The organism is Peribacillus sp. Bi96, assembly GCF_918698115.1.
In the GTDB taxonomy this organism is placed as follows: domain Bacteria; phylum Bacillota; class Bacilli; order Bacillales; family DSM-1321; genus Peribacillus.
The window spans coordinates 66,477-88,680 of record NZ_CAKKLV010000020.1 but is presented as its reverse complement, the minus strand read 5'-3'; the positions used below and the strand labels follow the sequence as shown (position 1 = coordinate 88,680).

Here is a 22,204-nt window from a genome sequence, read left to right as displayed (position 1 = left end):
TAATTTCCTGCTCTTTAAAAAGGAATAATAATAAATTATATTGACTAACCGTCATTCTGATTGTAATAATCGTTGGTTTCATTCTTTCATGGGTCTGAATCAAATTTTAAAAGTATCGGTACTATTCCTTGTGATGGCTTTTCCATTAACGATTGTCCTGACATTCCTCAGCCGTCGATTCAGCCCCCCAAAAAAGGTATACCGGAGTGCAATGACCTTTACAGGAGTATTTTGCTTTGATAGGTGGCCTGAATGCATTCGGCTTACGTTTAGAACCCTTGCAAGCAATGAGTGATGCACTTCCCTTTTCTGCCTATGGTATGGAATGGATCATCCATGCACTCGCAGGCACTGCATTTGGCCTTCTGTCCAGTCAAATCGGACAAACAGCTCCTGCAGAGGAGTTGGAAATCGAAACCTGATGATAATGAAGTGAGCAGATGATTTTACAGATCATCTGCTTACTTTTTGCATGTCCTGCATTGCTTTATTTTGGAAAACACCTTCCACTTTTTGTTATGATGTGGTTAAAGGAGATGAGAAGTAATATGTCTAAGCAAACCCGTATTGGTAAAACAGATTTGTATGTAAATCCGATTGGCCTTGGCACGAATGCCATTGGCGGACATAATCTATTCCCTAATCTAAGCGAGGATACAGGAAGAAATGTTTTAAGAACGGCATTGGAACAGGGAATTAACTTTTGGGATACAGCTTTCATTTACGGTCCTGAGCGTTCCGAAGAACTTATCGGTGAAATCCTAAAAGAGACCGGCAAACGTGAGGATATAATCCTTGCCACTAAAGGAGCCCATAAATTCGTTGATGGCAATATCGTCTTTGATAACTCTCCCGCTTTTTTGAAAGACGCAGTGGACTCAAGTCTAAGAAGACTTCAAACCGATTACATCGATTTATTCTACATCCATTTCCCTGATGAAGATACACCAAAGGATGAAGCGGTAGGTGCCTTAAAGGAATTGAAAGATGCAGGTAAAATCAAGTCAATCGGTGTTTCCAACTTTTCATTCGAGCAATTAAAAGAAGCAAATAAAGACGGCTATGTCGATGTCCTGCAATCTGAATACAATTTATTCAAACGAGGGGCGGAACAAGACTTACTGCCATATACGGCCGAAAATAACATCTCCTTCATTCCCTATTTTCCCCTTGCTTCAGGCCTGCTTGGCGGCAAATATAATCAAGAGTCCACATTCGAGGACGGACGTGCAAAAAGTCCGCTTTTCCAAGGACAGGCCTTCGTAAGCAACCTGCAAAAAGTGGAAGAAGTAAGAGCGATCGCCAACAGGAAGAATGCCGATGTCGCCGATGTGGTGCTAGCTTGGTACTTAACTCGACACTCGATAGATGTCCTGATTCCCGGAGCGAAAAAGCCAGAACAAGTCACACGCAACTTTAAAGCATTGGATGTCCACCTAACCATGGATGAAATCGCTGAAATCAGCGCCATTTTCGCTTAAAAGTAGATAGGGAAAGGCTGTTCAGCTCAAGTTGAACAGCTTTTTCCTTTTTTTCTATGTCATCCTGAACCTTTTTTAAAATGTGCTAACCCAAAGGCTATTAACATTAAAGTCTTCCTTTGGTACTTTGCTTACGTTCTTCAACTTTGATATATTTAGTGAATATTCCATCAATTAGGAAAGAGGCTGCCTCATGAAAAAATCCACTATCATCTTATTTCTAATATTGGCCAATTTGTTCTGGGCCGGTAATTACATTTTCGGAAAATACGTTGTGACCGAGCTTTCCCCGATTCAACTAACATTCATCCGATGGCTAATTGCCGTTTTCTTATTATTCCCTCTAGCACAATGGATTGAGAAACCACAATGGAGGAGTGTATGGAAAGCCTGGAAATTACTATTAGTCATGGGTGTACTCGGTATCATTTGTTATAATTTTTTCCTTTATTGGGCTTTGACCTATACAACTTCCATGAATGCAGCTCTTGTCAATTCCATTAACCCTGCTTTAATTGTACTTTTTTCCGCCTTACTGTTAAAGGAGAAAATTACATCCTATCATGCACTCGGCCTTATCATTTCTTTAATCGGCGTTTTATTGGTGTTAACGAAGGGCCATCTTCTGGAAATTTTTCAGCTCACTTATAATAAAGGCGACCTATTGATGATCCTGGCGATTCTCGTTTGGACCTTCTATTCGATAATCGGCAAAAAATTGAAAAGCATTCCGATCATTTCAGCCACAGCCGTTTCTGTATTTCTCGGATTGATTCTCGTCACTCCATTTGCCATTGGCTCGGGACTGAGCTTTGATTTAAGCAGTCAAGCGATCATAGGTCTCTTATATATTGGAATCTTCCCGTCCGTCGGTTCCTTTATTTTCTGGAATATTTCCCTTCGTCACATCAATGCAAGCCAGGCTGGCATTTTTCTGAATTTGATTGCTGTCTTTACCGCCATTCTAAGTTTAATTCTAGGTCAATCGATTACCATTGTCCAAATCCTGGGCGGTCTCCTTGTCTTCACTGGCGTCTATCTGACAAGTAAAAAGAAAAAGGAATATCCTGCAGTCACGAAGACCATGAAAAAAATGTCCTGAAATCTATCACCGAGGGCTTTCTTGTCTTTTCCCCTTGTCTATGCAGCATGATTTACGTTATCCTTTAAAGAAGAAAATCTGAATGTAAAGGTGTGCTTTAGTTGAGGATCAATAAATATATCAGTGAATCCGGAATTACCTCGAGACGAGGCGCCGATAAATGGATAGCCGAGGGCCGTGTGACGATTAATGGCACTGTAGCTGAGCTTGGCAGTCAAGCTGAACCCGGCGATGATGTTCGTGTAGATGGCAAGCCGATAAAAGTGGAACAGCAAAATGTATATATTGCCCTGAATAAACCAATCGGGATCACTAGTACGACGGAAAAACATATTAAAGGAAATATTGTTGATTTTGTAAATCATCCGCTCCGCATTTTTCATATCGGCCGGCTGGACAAAGACTCAAGCGGTCTGATTTTGCTTACTAATGATGGTGATATCGTAAATGAAATCCTTCGCGCAGAGAACAAGCATGAAAAGGAATATATCGTAACAGTGGATAAGCCTCTTACCGCCTCTTTCATTCAAGACATGTCAACCGGCGTGGAGATTCTGGATACGAAAACACTTCCTTGCAAGGTTAAGCAGCTGAACAAATATACTTTTAACATCACTTTGATGCAAGGTCTGAACAGACAAATTCGCCGTATGTGCTCCGCGCTAGGTTATGAAGTCCGTGATTTGCATCGAATCCGGATCATGAACATCCATTTGGACGGACTGGCACTCGGACAATGGCGCGATCTTACCAAGGATGAATTGACCGAACTATTTACGGAATTGAATTATCCCCCTAGGCAGAGATGATTAATGAGATGCCCCCTATATAGGGGGCATCTTTTTTGCGATCATTATGCCTTTACTCGTGAATTTCGCGTTTTTACTCGTGAATAAGCTCAAACCCCGCCATTTTGCCTATTTGGTTACGCCTCTTTTATAAAACCCTCTTCATTTTCATCATTTTGCCGATAGTTTGCGAATCCTACCAACCATTTCTGCTTTATTTCAGCCGAATATTGCCTTTACTCGTGAGTTTTGATCATTTACTCGTGAATTTCGTTGATTTACTCGTGAGTTTCGCGTTTTTACTCGTGAGTAAGCTCAAACCCCTTCATTTTGCTTATTTGGTTACGTTTTTTATAAAACCCTCTTCATTTTCATCATTTTGCCGATAGTTTACGGATCCTACCAACCATTTCCGCTTTATTTCAGCCGAATATTGCCTTTACTCGTAAGTTTTGATCATTTACTCGTGAATTTCGTTGATTTACTCGTGAGTTCCACCACTTTACTCGTGAGTTTTGCACTTTTACTCGTGAATAAGCTCAAACCCCCTCCTTTTGCTTATTTGGTTACGCTTTTTTTATAAAACCCTCTTCATTTTCATAATTTTTCTGATAGTTTGCGGATCCTACCAACCATTTCCGCTTTATTTCAGCCGAATATTGCCTTTACTCGTGAGTTTTGATCATTTACTCGTGAATTTCACCACTTTACTCGTGAGTTTCGCGTTTTTACTCGTGAATTCCACCACTTTACTCGTGAGTTTCGCGTTTTTACTCGTGAGTAAGCTCAAACCCCTTCATTTTGCTTATTTGGTTACGCTTTTTTATAAAACCCTCTTCATTTTCATCATTTTGCCGATAGTTTGCGGATCCTACCAACCATTTCCGCTTTATTTCAGCCGAATATTGCCTTTACTCGTGAGTTTTGATCATTTACTCGTGAATTTCGTTGATTTACTCGTGAGTTTCACCACTTTACTCGTGAATTTTGCACTTTTACTCGTGAATAAGCTCAAACCCCTTCATTTTGCTTATTTGGTTACGCTTTTTTTATAAAACCCTCTTCATTTTCATTATTTTCCCGATAGTTTGCGGATCCTACCAACCATTTCCGCTTTATTTCAGCCGAATATTGCCTTTACTCGTGAGTTTTGATCATTTACTCGTGAATTTCGTTGATTTACTCGTGAGTTTCACCACTTTACTCGTGAATTTCACGATTTCATGTGTAAGTACTAAAAATAAAAAGCAACCTTCAATAGGCTGCTCGTTATCGGCTATATTATACCCACCATAAGTCAGTCGGGCTTTCGTTGATGAGGACTGTTTTTAAATTGGTTACTGCACGTAGGAATCCTTCTTCAACTGACATCAGCGGATCTTCGTGTTCGATACTGACGACGTAATCATAACCGTATGTGCGAAGGGCGCTCATGATGTCGGACCACTCTTGCAGGCTGTGGCCGCATCCTACTGAGCGAAAGTTCCAGGCACGGCTTTGGATATTTCCATATGGCTGCATGTCGGTCAATCCATACATATTGATGTTATCCTGGTCCAGATATGTGTCTTTAGCATGGAAGTGGTAGATTGCTCCCGCTTTCCCTAGAATCTTGATGGCTCCGACCGGCTCGATTCCCTGCCACCAAAGATGGCTTGGATCAAGGTTAGCACCTATTGCATCCGATGTAGCTTCCCGCAGTTTCAGCAAGGTGTAAGGTGTGTGAACGAGAAAGCCCCCGTGCAGTTCAAGTCCAATTTTTATATTGTGTGCATCAGCAGTGGCCGCTACGTTTTTCCAATAAGGAATCAATTTTTCCTCCCATTGCCATTTAAGCACTTCTGTATACTCATTCGGCCATGGGGCGACAGGCCAATTTGGATATTTAGCTCCTTCGTGATCACCAGCTGTACCGGAAAAGGTATTGACGACCGGGACCTTCAGTAAGGATGCAAGCTTGATTGTTTTAATGAGTGTTTCGTCACTTTCTTTAGCGAATGCTTCATCTGGAGAGATTGGATTGCCATGGCAACTGAATGCACTGATCGTCAATCCTCTTGATTCAACGGATTCCAAGTATTTTTGGCGTTTTTCTTCGCTTTCCAGCAGTTCATCGAGTGGACAGTGAATATTGCCTGGATACCCGCCTGTACCGATTTCAACTGTTTTTAAACCAGAATCAGCCACATAATCAAGCATATCCTCGAACGATTTTTGAGCGAATAGCACTGTAAATATCCCTAATTTCACAAGCCCCACCTCACCTTTTCTTTTCTTTAATTTATACTCATGACCTTCCCACTTGCAGAGCTTTGATAAATGGCTTCGATTATTTTCGAAACTTTCATGGCCTCCGATGGTTTTACTAATGGTTCTGCCAACCCTAGGCAGCTATTAATAAAGTTCTCTGCTTGTTGCAGGTCTGGTGTATCCTCCCCTGGCATCCATACTGCCTCACTATTTAAAAGCATGCCGTGCTTAGCCTGATTCAAGACTAATGGGAACACATCAAGTCCGCCCTGCGTTCCGGATAAACTCAAAACCGTTGCTTCTTCACGGATATTCGCGGCCCAGGATGTTTCGAATAATAAAGAGGCTCCATTGGCAAATTTGATATATGCGGTGGCATGATCATCCACTTCAAATACCGAGGCATCGAAATTACCCCATAGATTGACCTGATCGACACCCTTACTGACATAATTATATGTCGAACCTACGATTTCAATCGGTTCTGGATCATCCATCAGCCATAAAGCCAAATCAAGCAAATGGCAGCCGTAATCGATTACGCTTCCCCCGCCTTGCAATTCCTTACTTGTAAACACTCCCCATCCAGGGACTTTTCGGCGTCTGATTGCCTGTACACGCGCTACATAAGGCTCACCGATTTCACCGGCCTGAATCATTTTCTTTGCAGCCTGTGCTTCCTTCATGAAGCGGTAATGATACGCAGTCGATAGCACTTTACCCGATAGGTTTGCAGCCTCGGTAATTGCCTTACATTCCTCGGTTGTAATGGCCATTGGCTTTTCGCATAGCACATGTACACCCGCTTGAAGCGCAGCAATGGAAATCTCCGCATGGAACTTGTTTGGCGTTGCAATCGTAACAGCATCCACTTCAGCAAACATCTCTTCATAATTGGTGAAAACCTTCTCGATATGAAATTCACGTGCAACTTCTCTTGCCTTCAGTTCATCTATATCCTGGATGGCGTATAAAACAACCTTATCTTGAAATTTTTGAAAAGCTGGAATATGCCTTTTTTGGGCAATTCCGCCAGCACCGATAATACCCATTTTTATTTTGTACATGATGATTATTAACCCCTTTATAAGCGGATGATTTTTCGGGATGCATTTGATTCCATCGCGCCAAGAATGACTTTTAATGATTTTAATCCTTCAACTCCTGAGACAAGAGGCTCCTCATTGTCCAACACACATTTTACAAAGTGGCTGATCACTTCGGAGTCATGCTGTCCATCAGAGTCATTTGTCTGGATGCTTCCTAATTGGATGGTTTCTGTCTTTCCATTATCATGATGGACGATTAGAGAGTATGTTGGATCGTCTTCAAGGCGCAATACGGCTTTTTCCGCATAAATGACCGTCGCATTGTCTTCTTTTGCATAAGACCAGCTGGCGGTAAGAGTACCAATGATACCGCTCTCCGTTCGGAGGATACAGGCTGCACTATCATCAACGTCTGTATTTTTCTTGGCAGTCGTTTCCACAAAGGCTCCCACTTCAACAAATTCCTCTCCAAGGATATACCTTAACAAATCAGCTTTATGAACGCCTAAATCGCCCATTGCACCAATGACTGCCTGATCCTTTTTAAAAAACCAGCTTTCCCGTCCGTCTATGCTCCAGGTTTCTGGTCCGGAATGTCCAAACGCCGTCCGGAAGCTATAGATCTTTCCTAGCTCCCCACTCTCAATAAGCTGTTTCGCTTTTTGATGTGAGGGAACAAAACGCTGATTATGACCTATCATCAAGATTTTGCCGCTTTTCACTGCGGCTTCATTCATTTTTTCAGCGTCATCTAAAGAAGTAGCCATTGGTTTTTCACAAAGTACGTGCTTACCTGCTTCCAAGGCCGCAATTGTGATGCGTGCATGCAAGTAATTCGGTGTACATACACTGATCGCTTCAATCTCCTCATTCTTCAAAAGTTCTATATAATCAGTATATGCTTGCGCTCCATACCTTTGTGCTGCTGCATTCGCCCGGTCTGGCACAATATCACATACAGCAATGATCTCTGTTTCCTGATGTGCATCATACTCCGGAAAATGCCTATTTTTTGCAATGCTACCGCATCCAATGACTCCTACCTTCACTTTGCCCATTCTGCTCTCTCCTTCACTTCAGCTCTTTACCTGAGATGGATTCCAACGGTTCGGCTTTCCCATAGTTCGTCGTTACCATTCCGAATTTCGGCTTGACCCAATCAACGGCATTCTTGATTACCCGTTGTATCTCCGGATTATGGTAAGTAGGATATGTTTCATGACCGGGACGGAAATAGAAAATCCTTCCTTTTCCTCGTTGATACGTGCAACCGCTTCTGAATATCTCCCCGCCTTCAAACCAACTGACGAATAATAATTGATCTGGTGCAGGGATATCGAAATGTTCCCCGTACATCTCTTCCTTTTCAAGCTCTATATATTCTCCAATACCTTCAACGATCGGGTGACTGGGATCGACAACCCAGAGCCGTTCCTTTTCATCCGCCACCCGCCATTTTAAATCACAAGTCGTGCCCATTAATTGTTTGAAGATTTTTGAGAAATGACCAGAATGGAGGACGATGAGACCCATTCCCTCGAGTACTCGCTTGTGAACCCTTGTAACGATTTCATCCTGAACTTCATCATGTGCCACATGACCCCACCAAAGAAGTACATCGGTTTCTTTCAGTACTTCTTCCGTCAGCCCATGCTCTTCTTCGTCGAGAGTGGCCGTCTTCACCACAACCTTTTCACTTTGTAAAAAGCCGGCAATGGCCACATGGATTCCTTCTGGATATAATTCGGCAACCTCAGGTTTTTTTTTCTCGTGGCGAAACTCATTCCATACTAGAACCCTCATGAACAATCTCCTCCATATTAAGTTGTAGGCTACTTGCTCTGTATATTTAACTAATCCCTCTTTATCCTAAACGCAAACGTTTGCGTTAGGAATGATCAAATTCCAGTCGTTTATAAGAACATACTTAATGACTTCATAAAAGTATGAATGTTTAAAAAGAATAGTGATAATCTTTATTGTAAATTTATGTTAGCAAAAATCAAGCTTTAATTAGTAAAACATTTCTACAATTTTCATTTAATTTCCTTTTTAGCAGCAAAATGCGACTCCCGCTTGATGATTTTGGTAGGGATCATAATGCTTTTTTCCATCATTTCGGGATTTGCAATTAAATCGAATACGCATTTTGCAGCCTCATATCCTAACTGATACGTGTGGATATCAACGGTTGTCAGCGGCGTACTTAAGAACTCTATGAATTCTGAATGATTAAAACAGACGACGCTTATTTGCTGTGGTACTTTCAGGTTCTTTTCCGCTAACACTCCGAGCAAAAGAACACCCAATAATAGATCCATAACCAAAAAAGCGGTCGGGGCCTCCCTTAATTCCAGCAAATCGTCAATGGCCTTTATTCCATCTGTTCGATTTAAAGGGATTAATTTGATATATTCCTGAGGCACCTCTAACCCGGCCTGTTCCATCGCTTGTTGAAACCCCGTCAAGCGGTCAGAAATCACCTCAAACTCAGGACTGCCTCCTAAAAAGGCGATTCGCTGATGTCCAAGACTGATTACAAACTCCGATAATTCCCTGGCGGCTTGAACATTATCATTATCTATGAATGTGATGCCGCTCATGTTCGTACTTGGCTTCCCTATCAAAACAAATGGAAAGCCGTGCTTTAATAAATACGGCACCACTTTATCGTCCTTTTTCGAGTACAAAACAATCATTCCGTCCACTCTTCTGCCCTGGACCATTTTCACTACATCCTCAAAGATGGCATCCTCCGTTTCACCGGTTGTCAGAGAAAGACTGTACCCCTCTTTATTGCAAAAATCCCCGATGCCTCGGATCACTTCTGGAAAAAAGGGATTGTAAAGCGATTCCCTTGCTGAACTTTTCATGACGATTCCAATGGCCTTAGTGGATTTCGTGACTAAATTCCGGGCATTTTCGTTCATATGATAGCCCATTTCCTTCAATACCTTGCGAACCTTACGCTTTGTCTTTTCACTGATTGTCGGGCTGTTATGGATTACACGCGATACCGTTGATGGAGCGACATTCGCTTTTTTGGCAACGTCCTTTATTGTAACAGACATATTCATCACCCTCTTTAACCGCACATGGTTTAATATTCCCTATATTTAAATAGTTATTTAACGGCTCCATCTGCAATTCCTTTGATAATTTGCCTTTGAGCAAAAAAATACGCAATGATGACTGGAATGATGGATAAAGTAAGTCCAGCCAAGGCTAGATGCCATTGTTTCGTATATTGCCCGAAGAAGAAGAATAATTTAAGCGGAATGGTCTCAGATCCCGCGCCACCAATAACAAGGGATGGCAGCAAGTAGTCATTCCAAATCCAAATGACATTTAAGATCCCCACTGTAATGGACATCGGTTTTAGTAATGGAAAGATGATATACCAAAATACTTGAAACCGATTAGCACCATCAATTTTTGCCGCTTCATCGAGCGAGATGGGAATCCCTTTTAAGGTTCCATGGTATAAGAATATGGAAAGGCTGCAGCCAAAGCCTAAATACATGAAAATCAGTCCGGCCTTGTTCAGCATGCCAAGCTTTCCGAATTGGGCAACAAGAGGTATCATCACAGACTGAAACGGAATCAACATGGCTGCCACAAACACAAAGAAAAGCAAGGAACTTATTTTACTTTTGTTTCGTGAAAGAGCATATGCTGCCATCGCAGAAAAGATGATGATGATGACTACACTCACGCCCGAAATCAATAAGGAATTGAATAAAGTCCGGAGGAAATCCAATTGCTCGAACGCTTGAATGAAGTTTTCGAATGTCCAGGTTTCAGGCAGTCCCAGTGTATCGGCAAATATATCCCGCTTCATTTTGAAAGCATTGACAATCATTAAATAAAACGGAGTGAGCCATAATATAGCCAAAATGAATCCGATGAATCCAATCAGCCACAATTTCCATTTGTCCCTCATTACAGCTCAACCTCCCGTTTCTTATTGATATACACTTGTGTTAGTGAAACTACCGCCACAATGACGAAAAATATAACGGCTTTTGCCTGCGCATATGCCATATCATTTTCGGTAAAAGCGGATTTTACGATATTCATCGCGACCATTTCAGTTGAATTATAGGGAGCTCCGTTCGTTAAAGAAAGATTTTGATCATAGATCTTGAACGAGTGGGACAACGTCAAAAACAAACTGACGGTGAAAGCCGGTGCCACAAGCGGGAAAGTAATATGACGAAAACGTTGAAAGCTGTTGGCGCCATCAATTTTTGCTGCTTCAATCAAGTCTTCTGGAACAGCCTGCAGATAAGCAATATAGATGATCATGATATATCCGGCCATTTGCCAAGACGTTAAGATGATCAATCCCCAAAAACCTGTATCCGTCGTTGATAACCATCCATTAAATGCTTCTATGCCTGTTAAATCACCAATTGCACCGAAGACCTTAATGAAAATGAACTGCCAAATAAAACCGAGAATCAAACCGCCAATTAAATTGGGCATAAAGAAAACCGTGCGAAGTATGTTGCTTGATTTAATTTTCGATGTCACGATAAGAGCCAAACTTAATCCGATGATATTGATTACCACAATGGCAGCTACGGAAAATTTAATGGTGAACCAAAACGTATCCAGGAACCCTTTATCCGTAAACAAGTCCAAATAATGCTTAAGTCCGATGAAGTCTGGAGTCCCAAGACCGTTCCAATTCGTAAAGGAATAATAAAAACCGTAGATGAGTGGTATGATCACCACCAAAATGAGTGCAGCAAGAACAGGTGTCAAAAACAGCCAATATGCGGCATCCCGATTTCTCAACGAAACCGACCTCCTTTTGAAAAAAATAATTTAGTGAACAGCTTTATAATCATCGATGATGACTAGGTTTGCAAAATGAGAATGTGTTATTCGGGACAATTCCCCTAGCGAATTTCTTATAATTAAGGAACAACCAATCGACACACTTTTCATGCCGATTGGTCATTTTCCATTCCGAACAATTATTTGCTATGAATCTTTTCCCAATTTTCAATATTTTGTTGAACAAGTTCCTCCCATGTCAACTTACCAGTTACATATTTTTGGACACTTGCTCCAAGATCATCGTTCCAACCAACAGGATATCCATTAAACACCCAGCCAGTCGTGTTTCCTTCCTGGGAGTACTTATAAATTTCTTTTGAAATTGGATCGGCAATTTTTTCTACATCATATCCTTCATAAGCAGGAATGAATTTGAAGTCTTCCAAAACAGCTTTTTTTCCTTCTTCAGATGTATACAGCCAGTCGAGGAACTTCTTCGCTTCTTCCTGTACCTTTTCATCCGATTTCTTGTTTACTGCCCAATAGTTCGGTACGCCGACTGGCATGCCTGTAGCAGTTTCTCCATTAGGAATTGGGATGATTCCGATGCCTTTTTCAGCTAACTCAGGATCCATATCATACACTGTGTTATACACCCAGTTCCCTTGCTGAATGATGGCAACCTTTTCAAGTGAGAACAGCTCTTCCACTTGTTGCGAGTAATCAAGACTTGCTGTCGGCTGGACGGAATATTTATTTTGGATATCGACCAGTTGCTTAAACTTGTCACCATCAGTAAATTTAATCGTTGGAGACTTACTTGCTTCTAACACATTCCCATCAAACTCTGGAGCTAAAAACACATTGGATAAATGGTTTCCTGTCACCCACTTCTCCTTAACTGGATAAGCGAATACTGCATCGATTTTCAATTTATCTTTCTGTGAATCCATTTTCTTGACGGCCGCTTCTAGAGTTGAATAACTAGTGATTTCTTCTGGATTGATTCCGGCTTCTTTAAAAATCCGTTTGTTATAAATCAAGCCGTAGCCCTCTTGGTTAAAAGGAAGTCCAAGTACCTGCCCGTCCTCTTCCACGCCATCCAAAGTACCATCAAGTGCAGATTTCGCTGCCTTCGTGTCCTTTAAATCTAATAATCTATCTTTATATTGTTTAACATCAACAGGTCCGCCAATGTTAAAAACCGCTGGTTCCTCACCGGATGCAAACTTTGCCGTAATGGCTGATTTATAATCATTTCCACCGCCGACTGTCGATACCTTGATCTTCACATCCGGATTTTCTTTTTCATATTGTTTTGCCAAAGTCTCGAATTGCGACTTGAATTCTACCTTGAATTGAAATATATCCAGCGTCACTTTATCCTTAGAGTCGCCGTCTCCACCAGTAGAAGAAGAGCATCCAGCCAAAATAACACTAAAAATTAATAAAACAGAAAAGATTCCCCCGTACCATTTTTTACGCTTCATGCCTACCGACTCTCCCTTTTTCATAAGATTCATGCAATTTTAAGAAAACGTTTGCATAAAATAATAAAATAAAAGCTTTCAATCTATTATATTCATAGTCTATCCCTTCTCTTTTACATCACCTCCTCACCAAAGATTTTTGCAAACGTTTACATTTATGCGCTTAATGTTACCACCAAATTCCAAACTTTACAATAAAATTGTAGTATATTGTAAAAAAAGGTTATTAAGAACCTTCTCAACCTAATTATATGATTCAGAAACCTTTTATTATTCCTATATCCGATCATAAAATTAAATTTATCGTACTGGCCTTTTTTCATGCCTAAAGTTACGAACGAAAAGAGGGAAACCCCACGGTCCCCCTCATTTCATTTCAATACCATCTTCACATTGGATGAACCATATTCATCCTTCAATTCGTAATATTTATCGCTTGCTTGTCCAAACTCTTCAAACACACCGCTAATGATCAATTCATCCGTTTCTTTATCAACTACACTGTACTTGATATTGCTTTTCCCAAACTTCCTGTCATCCACTTTTAAAAGGATCATCTTGGACACCTCCATATTTAATGGCTGCACTCCTCAGGGTGTGGTATCTCACTTACATAATATAACAAATTATTCTGAATTAACAGATTTTTTTCATTGTGCAAAATAAAAAAGCCCATAGGCTTCTTCATTTACTAAATCAATCCGGCATCTTATAAATCACATCATGACTTCGAAATATCCAGGAATCCTTCACCAAATACATCCCGAACATCATGAATGGCTATAAAAGCATTGCTATCCGTTGACTTCACAATTCTTTTTAACTTGAGTACCTCTTGCTTACTTATAACAATATATAAAATTTCCTTGGATTCTTTTGTATAGTATCCATGACCGCTAAATACAGTGACCCCTCGGTCCATCAATACGGTTACTTGTTTTGCAATCTGATCCGCTTCTTTTGAAATGATGGTAATCGCTTTTTTCGGATTCAATCCTTCAATGATGAACTCCATCGTTTTCGTTCCAATATAAAGCATAAGGATCGTAAGCATGAGACCTTCTGCACCAATGATGAAATAAGATGAGAACGCAACGATTAAATCGAAAAACAGAAGTCCATAACTTAAGCTCCATCCCAAATATTTATTCGTAATTCGGGCTAGGATTGTTGTACCGGCAGTCGTACCACCAACTCGAATGATTATCCCAATTCCGGCACCGGCAAAAACCCCGCCAAATATTGCATTGATGACCAATTCATTTGAAGATATAGTCCAACTTTCGGTTAAATGGAGGAAAAGCGAATTGAATGCAACGGCAACGATTGTATAAATCGTCGTCATTTTCGACAAATATTTATAGCCGACAATAAGCAGGAAAGCATTAATGATCAAGCTTAACAGCCCTGGTGACCATTCAAATAGATAAAATAAAATAATCGTTATCCCCGTGACTCCTCCCTCACCGAGTTCATTAGGAATAACAAACAGATTTATTGCCAAAGCGAAAATAAAAGCTCCTATTAATATAAAGAAAACATCTAAAGAAATCTTTTTCATAATTATTACCTGCCTTTAAGTATTGTTAATGTGAAAGAAAATGGGTAATTTCACTGCTCTATAGTAACATGGAATTCCACTTATTCCTTCAAAGATTTGCAGGAATTATAAAAAGACTCTCCCAAGAAGATGCCTAAAACAACGGTATTCAAATTCGACAGTAGCCTTTTTCCGATAATGGCTAAAGTGTAATCCTATTTCTAGCCTGATGGTTTAATAGAACCAACCAGCACGCAGATGATAGTTGTCTTCTTTCGTTCCACGAGTTTTCCCTAATTTATGGATTACAATGACCAATATCACCTATTTATCCCGTTCCTTGTCAAAGCTTGACAGTTTCATAGAGTCATGATTAGATATTTTATATGTCAACCTAAATTAATTATAGTTAACATATAATAAAGGGAGAATGGCTATGCACAGTGAAGAACAATTACCCTGGGAAAAAAAAATAAAGACTGAACTGGCTAACTTAGAAGAGATATCTCAAAAACGGCAGCTCGTTACAACAAAATTTGCCGAGCAGCCATGGCTCATGATTGACGGGCGTAGGATGTTAAATCTTGCTTCTAATAACTATTTAGGATATGCCGGAGATGAACGATTGAAAAAGGCTATGATTGATGCAGTACATACATATGGTGCAGGAGCAACAGCGTCTCGTTTAATTATTGGTAACCATCCACTTTACGAGCAAGCAGAACAAGTGCTTGTCAATTGGAAGAACGCCGAGGCAGGACTTATCATCAACAGTGGTTATACGGCAAACCTAGGAATCATCTCCACCCTGCTGTCTCGTAACGATTTTATTTTTAGCGATAAGCTGAATCATGCAAGCATTGTCGATGGAGCTCTTTTGAGCCGTGCGAAGCATAAGCGCTATCGACATAATGATTTAACTCATCTAGAAGCATTATTAAAAAATGCATCAATTGAATCAAATAAGTTAATCGTAACGGATACTGTCTTCAGCATGGACGGTGACTTTGCTTTTCTAGAAGACCTTGTCTGGTTAAAAGAACGCTATAACGCAATATTAATGACAGATGAAGCACACGGAAGCGGCATCTATGGAAAAAATGGTGAAGGTTATGCCTATCATCTCGGCCTTCAAAATAAAGTAGATATTCAAATGGGTACTTTTAGTAAAGCTCTCGGTTCATTCGGGGCTTATGTTGTCGGGAAAAAGTGGCTTATCGACTATTTAAAAAATCGCATGCGTGGATTCATTTATTCAACTGCACTCCCGCCGGCCATTCTTAGTAGCATAAAAACAGCGATTGAACTTGTGCAAGAAGAACCAGAACGCCGTACACTGCTCCAAACACATTCAGAGTACTTTAGAAAAGAACTCACAAATTACGGCTTTAATATTTGTGGAAGCCAATCACAAATTGTTCCTATCGTCATCGGGGAAAACGAAAAAGCGATGGGATTTGCCACACGTTTGCAGAAAGAAGGAATTGCAGGTATTGCTGTCAGACCGCCTACCGTTCCTGAAAATGAGGCGAGAATCCGGTTTACCGTAACAGCTCTCCACGATAAAAAAGATCTTGATTGGGCCATTGAAAAAGTTTCGATTATTGGAAAAGAAATGGGTGTTATTGAATGAAACAGCTGAATTTAGTCATGCTTCCTGGCTGGGGAATGGAAAAAGGAGCGTTTCAACCGTTATTCAAACCTCTTTCTGAAGCATTTCATCTTTCATTTATAGAATGGAGAGATATGAAAACACTAAATGACTTTGAAGAACGAGTCATGGACGTATTCGCTTCCATTGACGGTCCTGTTTTTTTACTTGGCTGGTCATTAGGATCTCTATTATCACTTGAACTGGCAAGTTCGTATCGAGAAAAAATAAAAGGATTTATACTAATTGGGGCTACAAGCCGGTTTACCACAAGTGAAAACTATTCATTTGGCTGGGACCCCCGCATTGTCGAGCGCATGAAGAAACAGCTGCAGCGTAATAAAGAGAAGACTTTGACTTCTTTTTATGAAGCAATGTTTTCCGAATCTGAAAAAGAAGAAGGTTTTTATCATCAATTTACCGCGACAATTCAACGCGAGTTTCATGGAGATGATGTGTTTTCGCTCCTTTTAGGTTTGGATTATTTACTTCAGAAAGATGTTAGAGTAAAGCTCGAACAGATTGATTCCCCCCTTTTATTGATTCATGGGAGGGAAGACAAAATTTGTTCAATCGAAGCCTCATCTTTCATTAAAGAAAATCTGGGTGGGAAAGCCGAGTTTCATATTATGGAAGGTGCAGGTCATATTCCATTTTTCACAAAACCACAGGAATGTATACAGCTTATGAAAACATTTATTCAAAAGGAGTACGTTCATGATTGATAAACGATTGTTAAGTAAGCGGTTCAGTGAACATGCGAAAACATATGATGCATATGCCAATGTTCAAAAAAGCATGGCAAAACAATTAGTTGAATTACTTCCTCAAAAAAACAGCAATCAAAAAATTAACATTCTTGAAATTGGCTGCGGCACTGGTTACTTAACCCGGCTACTCGTTAAAACATTTCCTAATGCCGCAATTACGGCTGTTGATTTGGCACCAGGAATGGTTGAAGTCGCAAAAGGAATGACAAAGGAAGTCAGTGTTACTTTTTTATGTGGGGATATTGAGGACATGACGCTTAATGGAAATTATGATTTGGTTATCTCGAATGCAACGTTTCAATGGCTGAATAATCTTCCCGCAACCCTTGAAAAATTGTTAACACGATTAACGTCTGGAGGAACCCTGATATTTTCAACCTTTGGAAATAAAACCTTTCAAGAGCTACATATGTCCTATGAATATGCGAAAGAAAAGCTTCAACTTGCCATTGATAGCTCACCAGGCCAAATGTTTTATACTCTAGATGAATTATCCAAAGTTTGTGAAGAAGCAATTCCTTCTTTACAAGCATTTCCATTAGAGATAACAAAAATGGAAAAACTTGAACTGGAGTACTTTCAGACAGTACGTGAATTTTTCACTTCAATTAAAAAGATTGGCGCAGCCAACAGCAACAAAGAAAACTACTGCCAGCGCCCTTCCCTTTTTCGAGAGTTGATCGACATATACGACAGAGAATACCGAAATGAATCAGGTGTGAAGGCAACCTATCATTGTTTGTTCTTTAAGATAAAAAAACATGATTAATCCGAAAAGATAACCGTCTGGGATACAAGGCCGTAAGTAACGACTACTAGTTCAATCTAGCATTTCAGCTGCTTACTGTCGATTAACCAGGTTCAATTCAAGCGCGATTCAGGCCGCCGCCTCTCCTAATTCCTTTGGAGAATCGGCGGCCTATTTACCGCTTAAAATGTCTCAACTCATGAGATCGTGTATAACTTCATCCAAATACCTTGCCATCTGTAATATTGACCACTCGATCACATAAATCTAACATTCTTTCATCGTGCGTTACCATGATGGCCGCTTTATTTCTTGATTTCACTTCATGTGCAAGCATTTCAACAACATCCCTGCCTCTTTTGGAATCAAGACTTGCCGTTGGTTCATCCGCTAAAATGATTTCTGGATCATTCATCAGCGAACGGGCGATGGCTACACGCTGCCGCTCACCGCCCGACAGTGCTTCCGGCAAGTGATTTGCCCGATGTCCAAGTCCAAGATGGCTAAGCAATTCGTCTGCTTTTTTCACAGTTTTTTTATCCTGTTTGCCAAGCAGTTCAGAAAGTAGCAGAAGCTGATCTCGTACAGTTAGATATGGCACTAGATTCGACGATTGAAATACAAAACCGATCTTTTCAAGGCGCACTCGAGTCAATTCCTTTGGAGATAATGTTGTTATATCTTCATCATCCAGCAGTAAGCGACCTTTGCTCGGGGAAAGTAACGCACCTGCTATTGAAAGAAATGTACTTTTTCCTGAGCCTGAAGGACCCACGATGGCGACGAATTCCCCCGCTTTCACATTCAGGGAAATATTATCAAGGGCAATCACTTTATTATCGCCTTCCCCATAAATCTTACTGACGTTTTCAAATAATAGTTTTTCCCCCATCATGATACCCTCCCAATTGCTTCGATCGCGTCTATCTTCGCTACTCGGTATAGTGATAGCAGCGAGCCCAATACGGATACAACCAAAAGTAACACGGAATATTTAATGACCAAATCGGCACTCAATTCAAATGGCATTCCTTCTGGCATGATTAAAGTGACGCCATATGTCAGTGCAACACTGATGGCTATGCATGTCACGGCAAGCAGCATTACTTGACCAACGATACTTTTTGCCAGGTAGCCCGTATTGGCTCCGAGTGCTTTAAGGACTCCAAATTGATTCGTCTTCTGCAAGGTAATCACATAAAAGAATACAGCCAAAACGAAACCCGCTATGACAAACAAGAAGGCAATCATCATCTTCAACGTACCCTGTTCCTCTTTGTAGCCTGGTATACTCTGAAGTGATTCTTCTTTCGAAATGAGCGTTACGCCTTCAGGCAATGATTCACGTACATTTTCTTCTGCCTTCGAATCCATTTGCACGGCTATTGTGCTGATTGAATCTTTCTCTTGATTTTTCAATGCAGGATTAATCTCCTGCCACCCCTTAACGTTCATGTAAACTACCGGTGAGTGGCTGTAAGACTGCTTTTCAGTAAAACCAACAATGGTGAAAACCTTATCTGATAGGTCATCTTTAAGTGAATCACCCAATTTATAACCCACTTCTTTTAAAGAACGATCTGCTACGACTTCACCTTGTTTCTTATTGTCATAGTTCGTTCCTTCAATGACCTTCGGTGCTAAAATACCACTGGCATCGGTCGCAAAAATGGTGACATCCGTTTTCTCCGATGAGCCGATTTTATTCAATGTGATCATCATTTGCCCCAGACCTTCGGCTGCTTTAACATCCGCTGAAGCCCGGATTTCATCCAGCTTCTCCATGGATATGATCGATCGGTTCAATTTATTTTTGGAGTCATGCTCCATTACGAAATAGTCGGCCTTCATGTTTTGTATGGATGAAGCATTATCCGAAGAAAGTCCATTAGCTAATCCTGAAATGATAAAGACAAGCAAAGCGACCAATACCATGATCAGTCCAATCAGCAGATAACGTAACTTTGAATGCTTTAGTTCACGTATTGCCAAAAACATTATTTCATCCCCCATTCCTTTTGTTTACCGATCGGGTCCTACTTTATTCGGTATGACCCGATTGTAAACGTTCAATATGAATGGAAGATGAACAGCTGATTACATAAGGGGCAACCGTATATAAAAAGTGGTCCCTTTACCGAGTTCGCTTTGAACTTCGATCGTTCCCCCATGAAGTTCAACCGTCTTCTTCGTAATCGAAAGTCCTAATCCGCTGCCTGTTTCACTCCTGTTTCTCACTTTGTCGACTTTATAAAACCGATCAAGGATATAAGGGAGGTCTTCTTCTGGAATTCCTATGCCCGTATCCGCGATCATCACTTCAACAGTACTGCCTATTTTTTTAATCCGAATATTGATTGAACTGCCGCTTTCCGAGTATTTAATGCTATTGGTTATCAAATTCGTCCATACTTGATTTAAAAGTTTCTCATCTGCAGAAATGACGGTTGAAGGCAAATCCATTTCGATTACCATATCTTTTTCCCGCCAATTCCATTCCAGCATGAACAACACTTGCCGTATTTGTTGCGCTAAATCGAAATTGGACCGTTGCAGCGGATCATCTACTTTATCCAACGAAGCAAGCATGAGCAGCTGTTTGCTTAACAACGACATGCGCCTGCTTTCTTTTTCAATAATGGACAAGTACTGATTTCTTTGTTCTTTTGTTAATTCCTCCGATTGGAGGGTTTGGGAAAAACCTTGGATGGATGCAAGCGGAGATTGAATTTCATGAGATACATTCGATACGAACTCCTGCCTCATATCATCTAACCGCTGTATGCTATGAGTCATTTTCGAGAAATTTTGAGCCAGATATCCAATTTCATCACTGCGGGTAACATTCAATTCACTACTATAATCCCCATCAGCAATCCTCTTTGTAGCTTCCGTTAATTTCGTAATCGGCTTAACGATGAAACGCGTGTTAATAATTACAAATAAAAAGCTGAGTAGGAGCGTAAGTACGAGCAAAACAGAAAGGTAAAAGCGGAACTCTCCAAACTGCAGCTCTATATTCGGCCTTACAAACAATGCATGCTTTTCGCCATTGACGTTCAACGGGACCCCAATGCTATTAATCAATACATCTTCAAAAAATCCGGTAATAAATAACCCATTATTATAATTGGCGATCCCTTGATAGGTCTTCCCGTTCAAAACTCCAGAAATCGTATCTGTGTCCAATGCCGTTTCCCGAAACGGCTCACCATATAAAGTTCCTTCACCCTGCTCATTAAATAGATACATTTGATAGTGCAATCCTGCAATATGATTTAAATACGCATCAATATCCTGATCAGGATTTTCCTCATATAAGGAGACGATATCACTTGCGACTTTCTTTATCTTCTCACCATTGTTGGGTTTTTGAACCTGATGATAATAGACATTGGAAATTAAAAAAGCGATGACACTGGCAAGCACCATGATCAAAATGGTTTGAATAACAATCCTGAAATAGAGTGTTTTCACTTCTTGTTGACCTCCAGTTTATAACCTAAGCCACGGACAGTCGTGATAACAAAATCATCGGTTCGCCCGGCAAAACGTTCCCTTAACCTTTTAATATGGACATCAACCGTCCGATCGTCCCCTTCAAAATCAGTACCCCATACCAATTCAATAAGCTGCTCACGCGTAAAGACCTGATCAGGAAAGCTCCCCAGCTGAGCCAGCAGCTCGAATTCCTTTAGCGGCAGGAGCAGCGTATTCCCCATTATTCGAACTTCATAACTTTTACGGTCAATGACCGTTTGATTCAATGAGATGGATTTAGAATTCACCATACGGTACCTTCGCAATAGAGCTTTTATCCGGAATAGAAGTTCCCGTGGCTCAAACGGCTTTACGAGGTAATCATCCGTACCCGCAAAATACCCCTTTTCCTTATCGATAAGTTGATCTTTAGCTGTCAATAAAATGACCGGCAGATCATATTGATCCCGGATTTCCTTACAAAGATCCAGTCCGTTTTTAAACGGCATCATAATATCGACAACCGCCAGATGGATCCGTTCCTTCTCCAGTATCAACGAAGCCTCATTCCCGTCCTTCGCTTCTGATACCATGTACCCTTCCTTTTCCATGTGAAATTTAAGCAACTCCCGAATATGCCGATCATCATCCGCAATTAATATATGTATCAAAGAAACCACATCTCCACTTCTTTTATAGCCCTAGCTAAACCTACAATAGCAATAATTAAGCTCGGAAAACAACAAATACTAATTCCATCTCCAGTTCCTTATAAATTAGTTTGCCACTAATATACAGGTCCCTCTTATTTTTTATTAAAATATAAAGAAAAAAAAAAAGCGAACAGAATTTCTAAAAAAACCTGTCCGCTTTTTTCCTATAGTAAATCGTCATATTCATACTAGTTCAGCGCAAGAGAATTACAGTTCCAAAAATCATCTTTTTCCAATATGAATGACCATAATGAAACTACCAATAACCAGCTTCCTTATAAACATAATGGAGTAATAAATTGATTCCCAAACGGCTTGTTAGAAACGCGTTTGAATTTTTATTGCCTAAAAGGG

At 40.5% G+C, this 22,204-nt stretch carries 23 protein-coding genes; 9 read left to right on the top strand and 14 right to left on the bottom strand.

The window, feature by feature from the left end; genetic code table 11:
* Positions 1-88 precede the first annotated feature (88 nt).
* The 6 genes from LQ203_RS20855 (at position 89) to LQ203_RS20830 (ending at position 4,426) form a co-directional block, all read left to right on the top strand.
* Positions 89-295 carry a branched-chain amino acid transport system II carrier protein gene (locus tag LQ203_RS20855; protein WP_356714977.1) on the top strand — a complete coding sequence of 69 codons (207 nt, stop codon included), beginning with the start codon at positions 89-91 and terminating at the stop codon, positions 293-295.
* Entirely contained in the window at positions 237-422 is a 186-nt protein-coding gene (locus LQ203_RS20850; RefSeq protein WP_230160971.1) for a hypothetical protein, read from the top strand. The genes LQ203_RS20855 and LQ203_RS20850 overlap by 59 nt, the downstream gene beginning before the upstream one ends.
* Positions 423-548: 126 nt before the next feature.
* Positions 549-1,481, top strand: coding sequence for an aldo/keto reductase (locus LQ203_RS20845; protein ID WP_230160953.1), 933 nt, complete (start codon positions 549-551; stop codon positions 1,479-1,481).
* A 193-nt stretch (positions 1,482-1,674) separates the two neighbouring features.
* A complete protein-coding gene (locus LQ203_RS20840) occupies positions 1,675-2,583 on the top strand; it encodes a DMT family transporter (RefSeq protein ID WP_230160951.1) in 909 nt (302 codons plus the stop codon).
* A gap of 101 nt (positions 2,584-2,684) precedes the next feature.
* Positions 2,685-3,392 (top strand): 23S rRNA pseudouridine(2604) synthase RluF, encoded by a 708-nt coding sequence (gene rluF / locus LQ203_RS20835; protein WP_230160949.1) that lies wholly within the window; start codon positions 2,685-2,687, stop codon positions 3,390-3,392.
* 650 nt (positions 3,393-4,042) lie between these two features.
* On the top strand, positions 4,043-4,426 hold the full coding sequence (locus LQ203_RS20830; protein WP_230160947.1) for a hypothetical protein: 384 nt from the start codon (positions 4,043-4,045) through the stop codon (positions 4,424-4,426).
* Positions 4,427-4,652: 226 nt separating this feature from the next.
* On the opposite strand, the gene LQ203_RS20825 is transcribed toward LQ203_RS20830, so the two are convergent.
* From LQ203_RS20825 to LQ203_RS20780, 10 genes are all read right to left on the bottom strand, one after another.
* On the bottom strand, positions 4,653-5,621 hold the full coding sequence (locus LQ203_RS20825) for a sugar phosphate isomerase/epimerase (RefSeq protein ID WP_230160945.1): 969 nt from the start codon (positions 5,619-5,621) through the stop codon (positions 4,653-4,655).
* A 26-nt stretch (positions 5,622-5,647) separates the two neighbouring features.
* The gene (locus LQ203_RS20820) at positions 5,648-6,688 is read right to left on the bottom strand and encodes a Gfo/Idh/MocA family oxidoreductase (RefSeq protein ID WP_230160943.1); all 1,041 of its coding nucleotides are present in this window, start codon (positions 6,686-6,688) and stop codon (positions 5,648-5,650) included.
* Between the two features lie 17 nt (positions 6,689-6,705).
* Positions 6,706-7,728: a Gfo/Idh/MocA family oxidoreductase gene (locus LQ203_RS20815; protein ID WP_230160942.1), complete on the bottom strand. Its 1,023-nt coding sequence runs from the start codon at positions 7,726-7,728 to the stop codon at positions 6,706-6,708.
* 13 nt (positions 7,729-7,741) lie between these two features.
* Positions 7,742-8,473 carry a ThuA domain-containing protein gene (locus tag LQ203_RS20810; protein WP_230160939.1) on the bottom strand — a complete coding sequence of 244 codons (732 nt, stop codon included), beginning with the start codon at positions 8,471-8,473 and terminating at the stop codon, positions 7,742-7,744.
* Positions 8,474-8,706: 233 nt separating this feature from the next.
* Positions 8,707-9,741, bottom strand: coding sequence for a LacI family DNA-binding transcriptional regulator (locus LQ203_RS20805; protein ID WP_230160937.1), 1,035 nt, complete (start codon positions 9,739-9,741; stop codon positions 8,707-8,709).
* A 53-nt stretch (positions 9,742-9,794) separates the two neighbouring features.
* Positions 9,795-10,613 (bottom strand): carbohydrate ABC transporter permease, encoded by an 819-nt coding sequence (locus LQ203_RS20800; protein ID WP_230160935.1) that lies wholly within the window; start codon positions 10,611-10,613, stop codon positions 9,795-9,797.
* The gene (locus LQ203_RS20795) at positions 10,613-11,473 is read right to left on the bottom strand and encodes a sugar ABC transporter permease (protein ID WP_230160933.1); all 861 of its coding nucleotides are present in this window, start codon (positions 11,471-11,473) and stop codon (positions 10,613-10,615) included. Before LQ203_RS20795 ends, LQ203_RS20800 begins: the two co-directional genes overlap by 1 nt.
* 182 nt (positions 11,474-11,655) lie before the next feature.
* Positions 11,656-12,948, bottom strand: a complete 1,293-nt coding sequence (locus tag LQ203_RS20790; protein ID WP_230160931.1) for an extracellular solute-binding protein — start codon at positions 12,946-12,948, stop codon at positions 11,656-11,658.
* A 371-nt stretch (positions 12,949-13,319) separates the two neighbouring features.
* Complete coding sequence (locus LQ203_RS20785) at positions 13,320-13,505, bottom strand: hypothetical protein (RefSeq protein ID WP_230160929.1); 186 nt, start codon at positions 13,503-13,505, stop codon at positions 13,320-13,322.
* Between the two features lie 164 nt (positions 13,506-13,669).
* Positions 13,670-14,509 carry a YitT family protein gene (locus tag LQ203_RS20780; RefSeq protein WP_230160927.1) on the bottom strand — a complete coding sequence of 280 codons (840 nt, stop codon included), beginning with the start codon at positions 14,507-14,509 and terminating at the stop codon, positions 13,670-13,672.
* Between the two features lie 415 nt (positions 14,510-14,924).
* On the opposite strand from LQ203_RS20780, the gene bioF reads away from it, so the two are divergent.
* Genes bioF through bioC form a run of 3 tightly spaced genes read left to right on the top strand, consistent with a single transcriptional unit; the run spans position 14,925 to position 17,678 of the window.
* A complete protein-coding gene (gene bioF, locus LQ203_RS20775; RefSeq protein ID WP_230160924.1) occupies positions 14,925-16,121 on the top strand; it encodes an 8-amino-7-oxononanoate synthase in 1,197 nt (398 codons plus the stop codon).
* Complete coding sequence (locus LQ203_RS20770; protein WP_230160922.1) at positions 16,118-16,864, top strand: alpha/beta hydrolase; 747 nt, start codon at positions 16,118-16,120, stop codon at positions 16,862-16,864. The genes bioF and LQ203_RS20770 overlap by 4 nt, the downstream gene beginning before the upstream one ends.
* Complete coding sequence (bioC, locus tag LQ203_RS20765; protein ID WP_230160920.1) at positions 16,857-17,678, top strand: malonyl-ACP O-methyltransferase BioC; 822 nt, start codon at positions 16,857-16,859, stop codon at positions 17,676-17,678. The genes LQ203_RS20770 and bioC overlap by 8 nt, the downstream gene beginning before the upstream one ends.
* A 196-nt stretch (positions 17,679-17,874) precedes the next feature.
* On the opposite strand, the gene LQ203_RS20760 is transcribed toward bioC, so the two are convergent.
* The 4 genes from LQ203_RS20760 to LQ203_RS20745 form a co-directional block, all read right to left on the bottom strand.
* Positions 17,875-18,552, bottom strand: coding sequence for an ABC transporter ATP-binding protein (locus LQ203_RS20760; RefSeq protein ID WP_230160918.1), 678 nt, complete (start codon positions 18,550-18,552; stop codon positions 17,875-17,877).
* Positions 18,549-19,655: an ABC transporter permease gene (locus LQ203_RS20755; RefSeq protein ID WP_230160915.1), complete on the bottom strand. Its 1,107-nt coding sequence runs from the start codon at positions 19,653-19,655 to the stop codon at positions 18,549-18,551. The genes LQ203_RS20760 and LQ203_RS20755 overlap by 4 nt, the downstream gene beginning before the upstream one ends.
* 99 nt (positions 19,656-19,754) lie before the next feature.
* Positions 19,755-21,134: a HAMP domain-containing sensor histidine kinase gene (locus LQ203_RS20750; protein WP_230160914.1), complete on the bottom strand. Its 1,380-nt coding sequence runs from the start codon at positions 21,132-21,134 to the stop codon at positions 19,755-19,757.
* Positions 21,131-21,808 carry a response regulator transcription factor gene (locus tag LQ203_RS20745; protein WP_230160912.1) on the bottom strand — a complete coding sequence of 226 codons (678 nt, stop codon included), beginning with the start codon at positions 21,806-21,808 and terminating at the stop codon, positions 21,131-21,133. The genes LQ203_RS20750 and LQ203_RS20745 overlap by 4 nt, the downstream gene beginning before the upstream one ends.
* Positions 21,809-22,204: the final 396 nt, after the last annotated feature.

Bases quoted from the DNA above. Each gene is read 5' to 3' on its own strand.
- LQ203_RS20845 (WP_230160953.1), top strand. From the start codon at position 549: ATGTCTAAGCAAACCCGTATTGGTAAAACAGATTTGTATGTAAATCCG.
- LQ203_RS20785 (WP_230160929.1), bottom strand. From the start codon at position 13,505: ATGATCCTTTTAAAAGTGGATGACAGGAAGTTTGGGAAAAGCAATATC.
- bioF (WP_230160924.1), top strand. From the start codon at position 14,925: ATGCACAGTGAAGAACAATTACCCTGGGAAAAAAAAATAAAGACTGAA.
- LQ203_RS20790 (WP_230160931.1), bottom strand. From the start codon at position 12,948: ATGAAGCGTAAAAAATGGTACGGGGGAATCTTTTCTGTTTTATTAATT.
- LQ203_RS20780 (WP_230160927.1), bottom strand. From the start codon at position 14,509: ATGAAAAAGATTTCTTTAGATGTTTTCTTTATATTAATAGGAGCTTTT.
- LQ203_RS20800 (WP_230160935.1), bottom strand. From the start codon at position 10,613: ATGAGGGACAAATGGAAATTGTGGCTGATTGGATTCATCGGATTCATT.
- LQ203_RS20760 (WP_230160918.1), bottom strand. From the start codon at position 18,552: ATGATGGGGGAAAAACTATTATTTGAAAACGTCAGTAAGATTTATGGG.
- LQ203_RS20805 (WP_230160937.1), bottom strand. From the start codon at position 9,741: ATGTCTGTTACAATAAAGGACGTTGCCAAAAAAGCGAATGTCGCTCCA.
- LQ203_RS20815 (WP_230160942.1), bottom strand. From the start codon at position 7,728: ATGGGCAAAGTGAAGGTAGGAGTCATTGGATGCGGTAGCATTGCAAAA.
- LQ203_RS20840 (WP_230160951.1), top strand. From the start codon at position 1,675: ATGAAAAAATCCACTATCATCTTATTTCTAATATTGGCCAATTTGTTC.
- LQ203_RS20810 (WP_230160939.1), bottom strand. From the start codon at position 8,473: ATGAGGGTTCTAGTATGGAATGAGTTTCGCCACGAGAAAAAAAAACCT.
- LQ203_RS20820 (WP_230160943.1), bottom strand. From the start codon at position 6,688: ATGTACAAAATAAAAATGGGTATTATCGGTGCTGGCGGAATTGCCCAA.
- LQ203_RS20770 (WP_230160922.1), top strand. From the start codon at position 16,118: ATGAAACAGCTGAATTTAGTCATGCTTCCTGGCTGGGGAATGGAAAAA.
- LQ203_RS20755 (WP_230160915.1), bottom strand. From the start codon at position 19,655: ATGTTTTTGGCAATACGTGAACTAAAGCATTCAAAGTTACGTTATCTG.
- LQ203_RS20855 (WP_356714977.1), top strand. From the start codon at position 89: ATGGGTCTGAATCAAATTTTAAAAGTATCGGTACTATTCCTTGTGATG.
- bioC (WP_230160920.1), top strand. From the start codon at position 16,857: ATGATTGATAAACGATTGTTAAGTAAGCGGTTCAGTGAACATGCGAAA.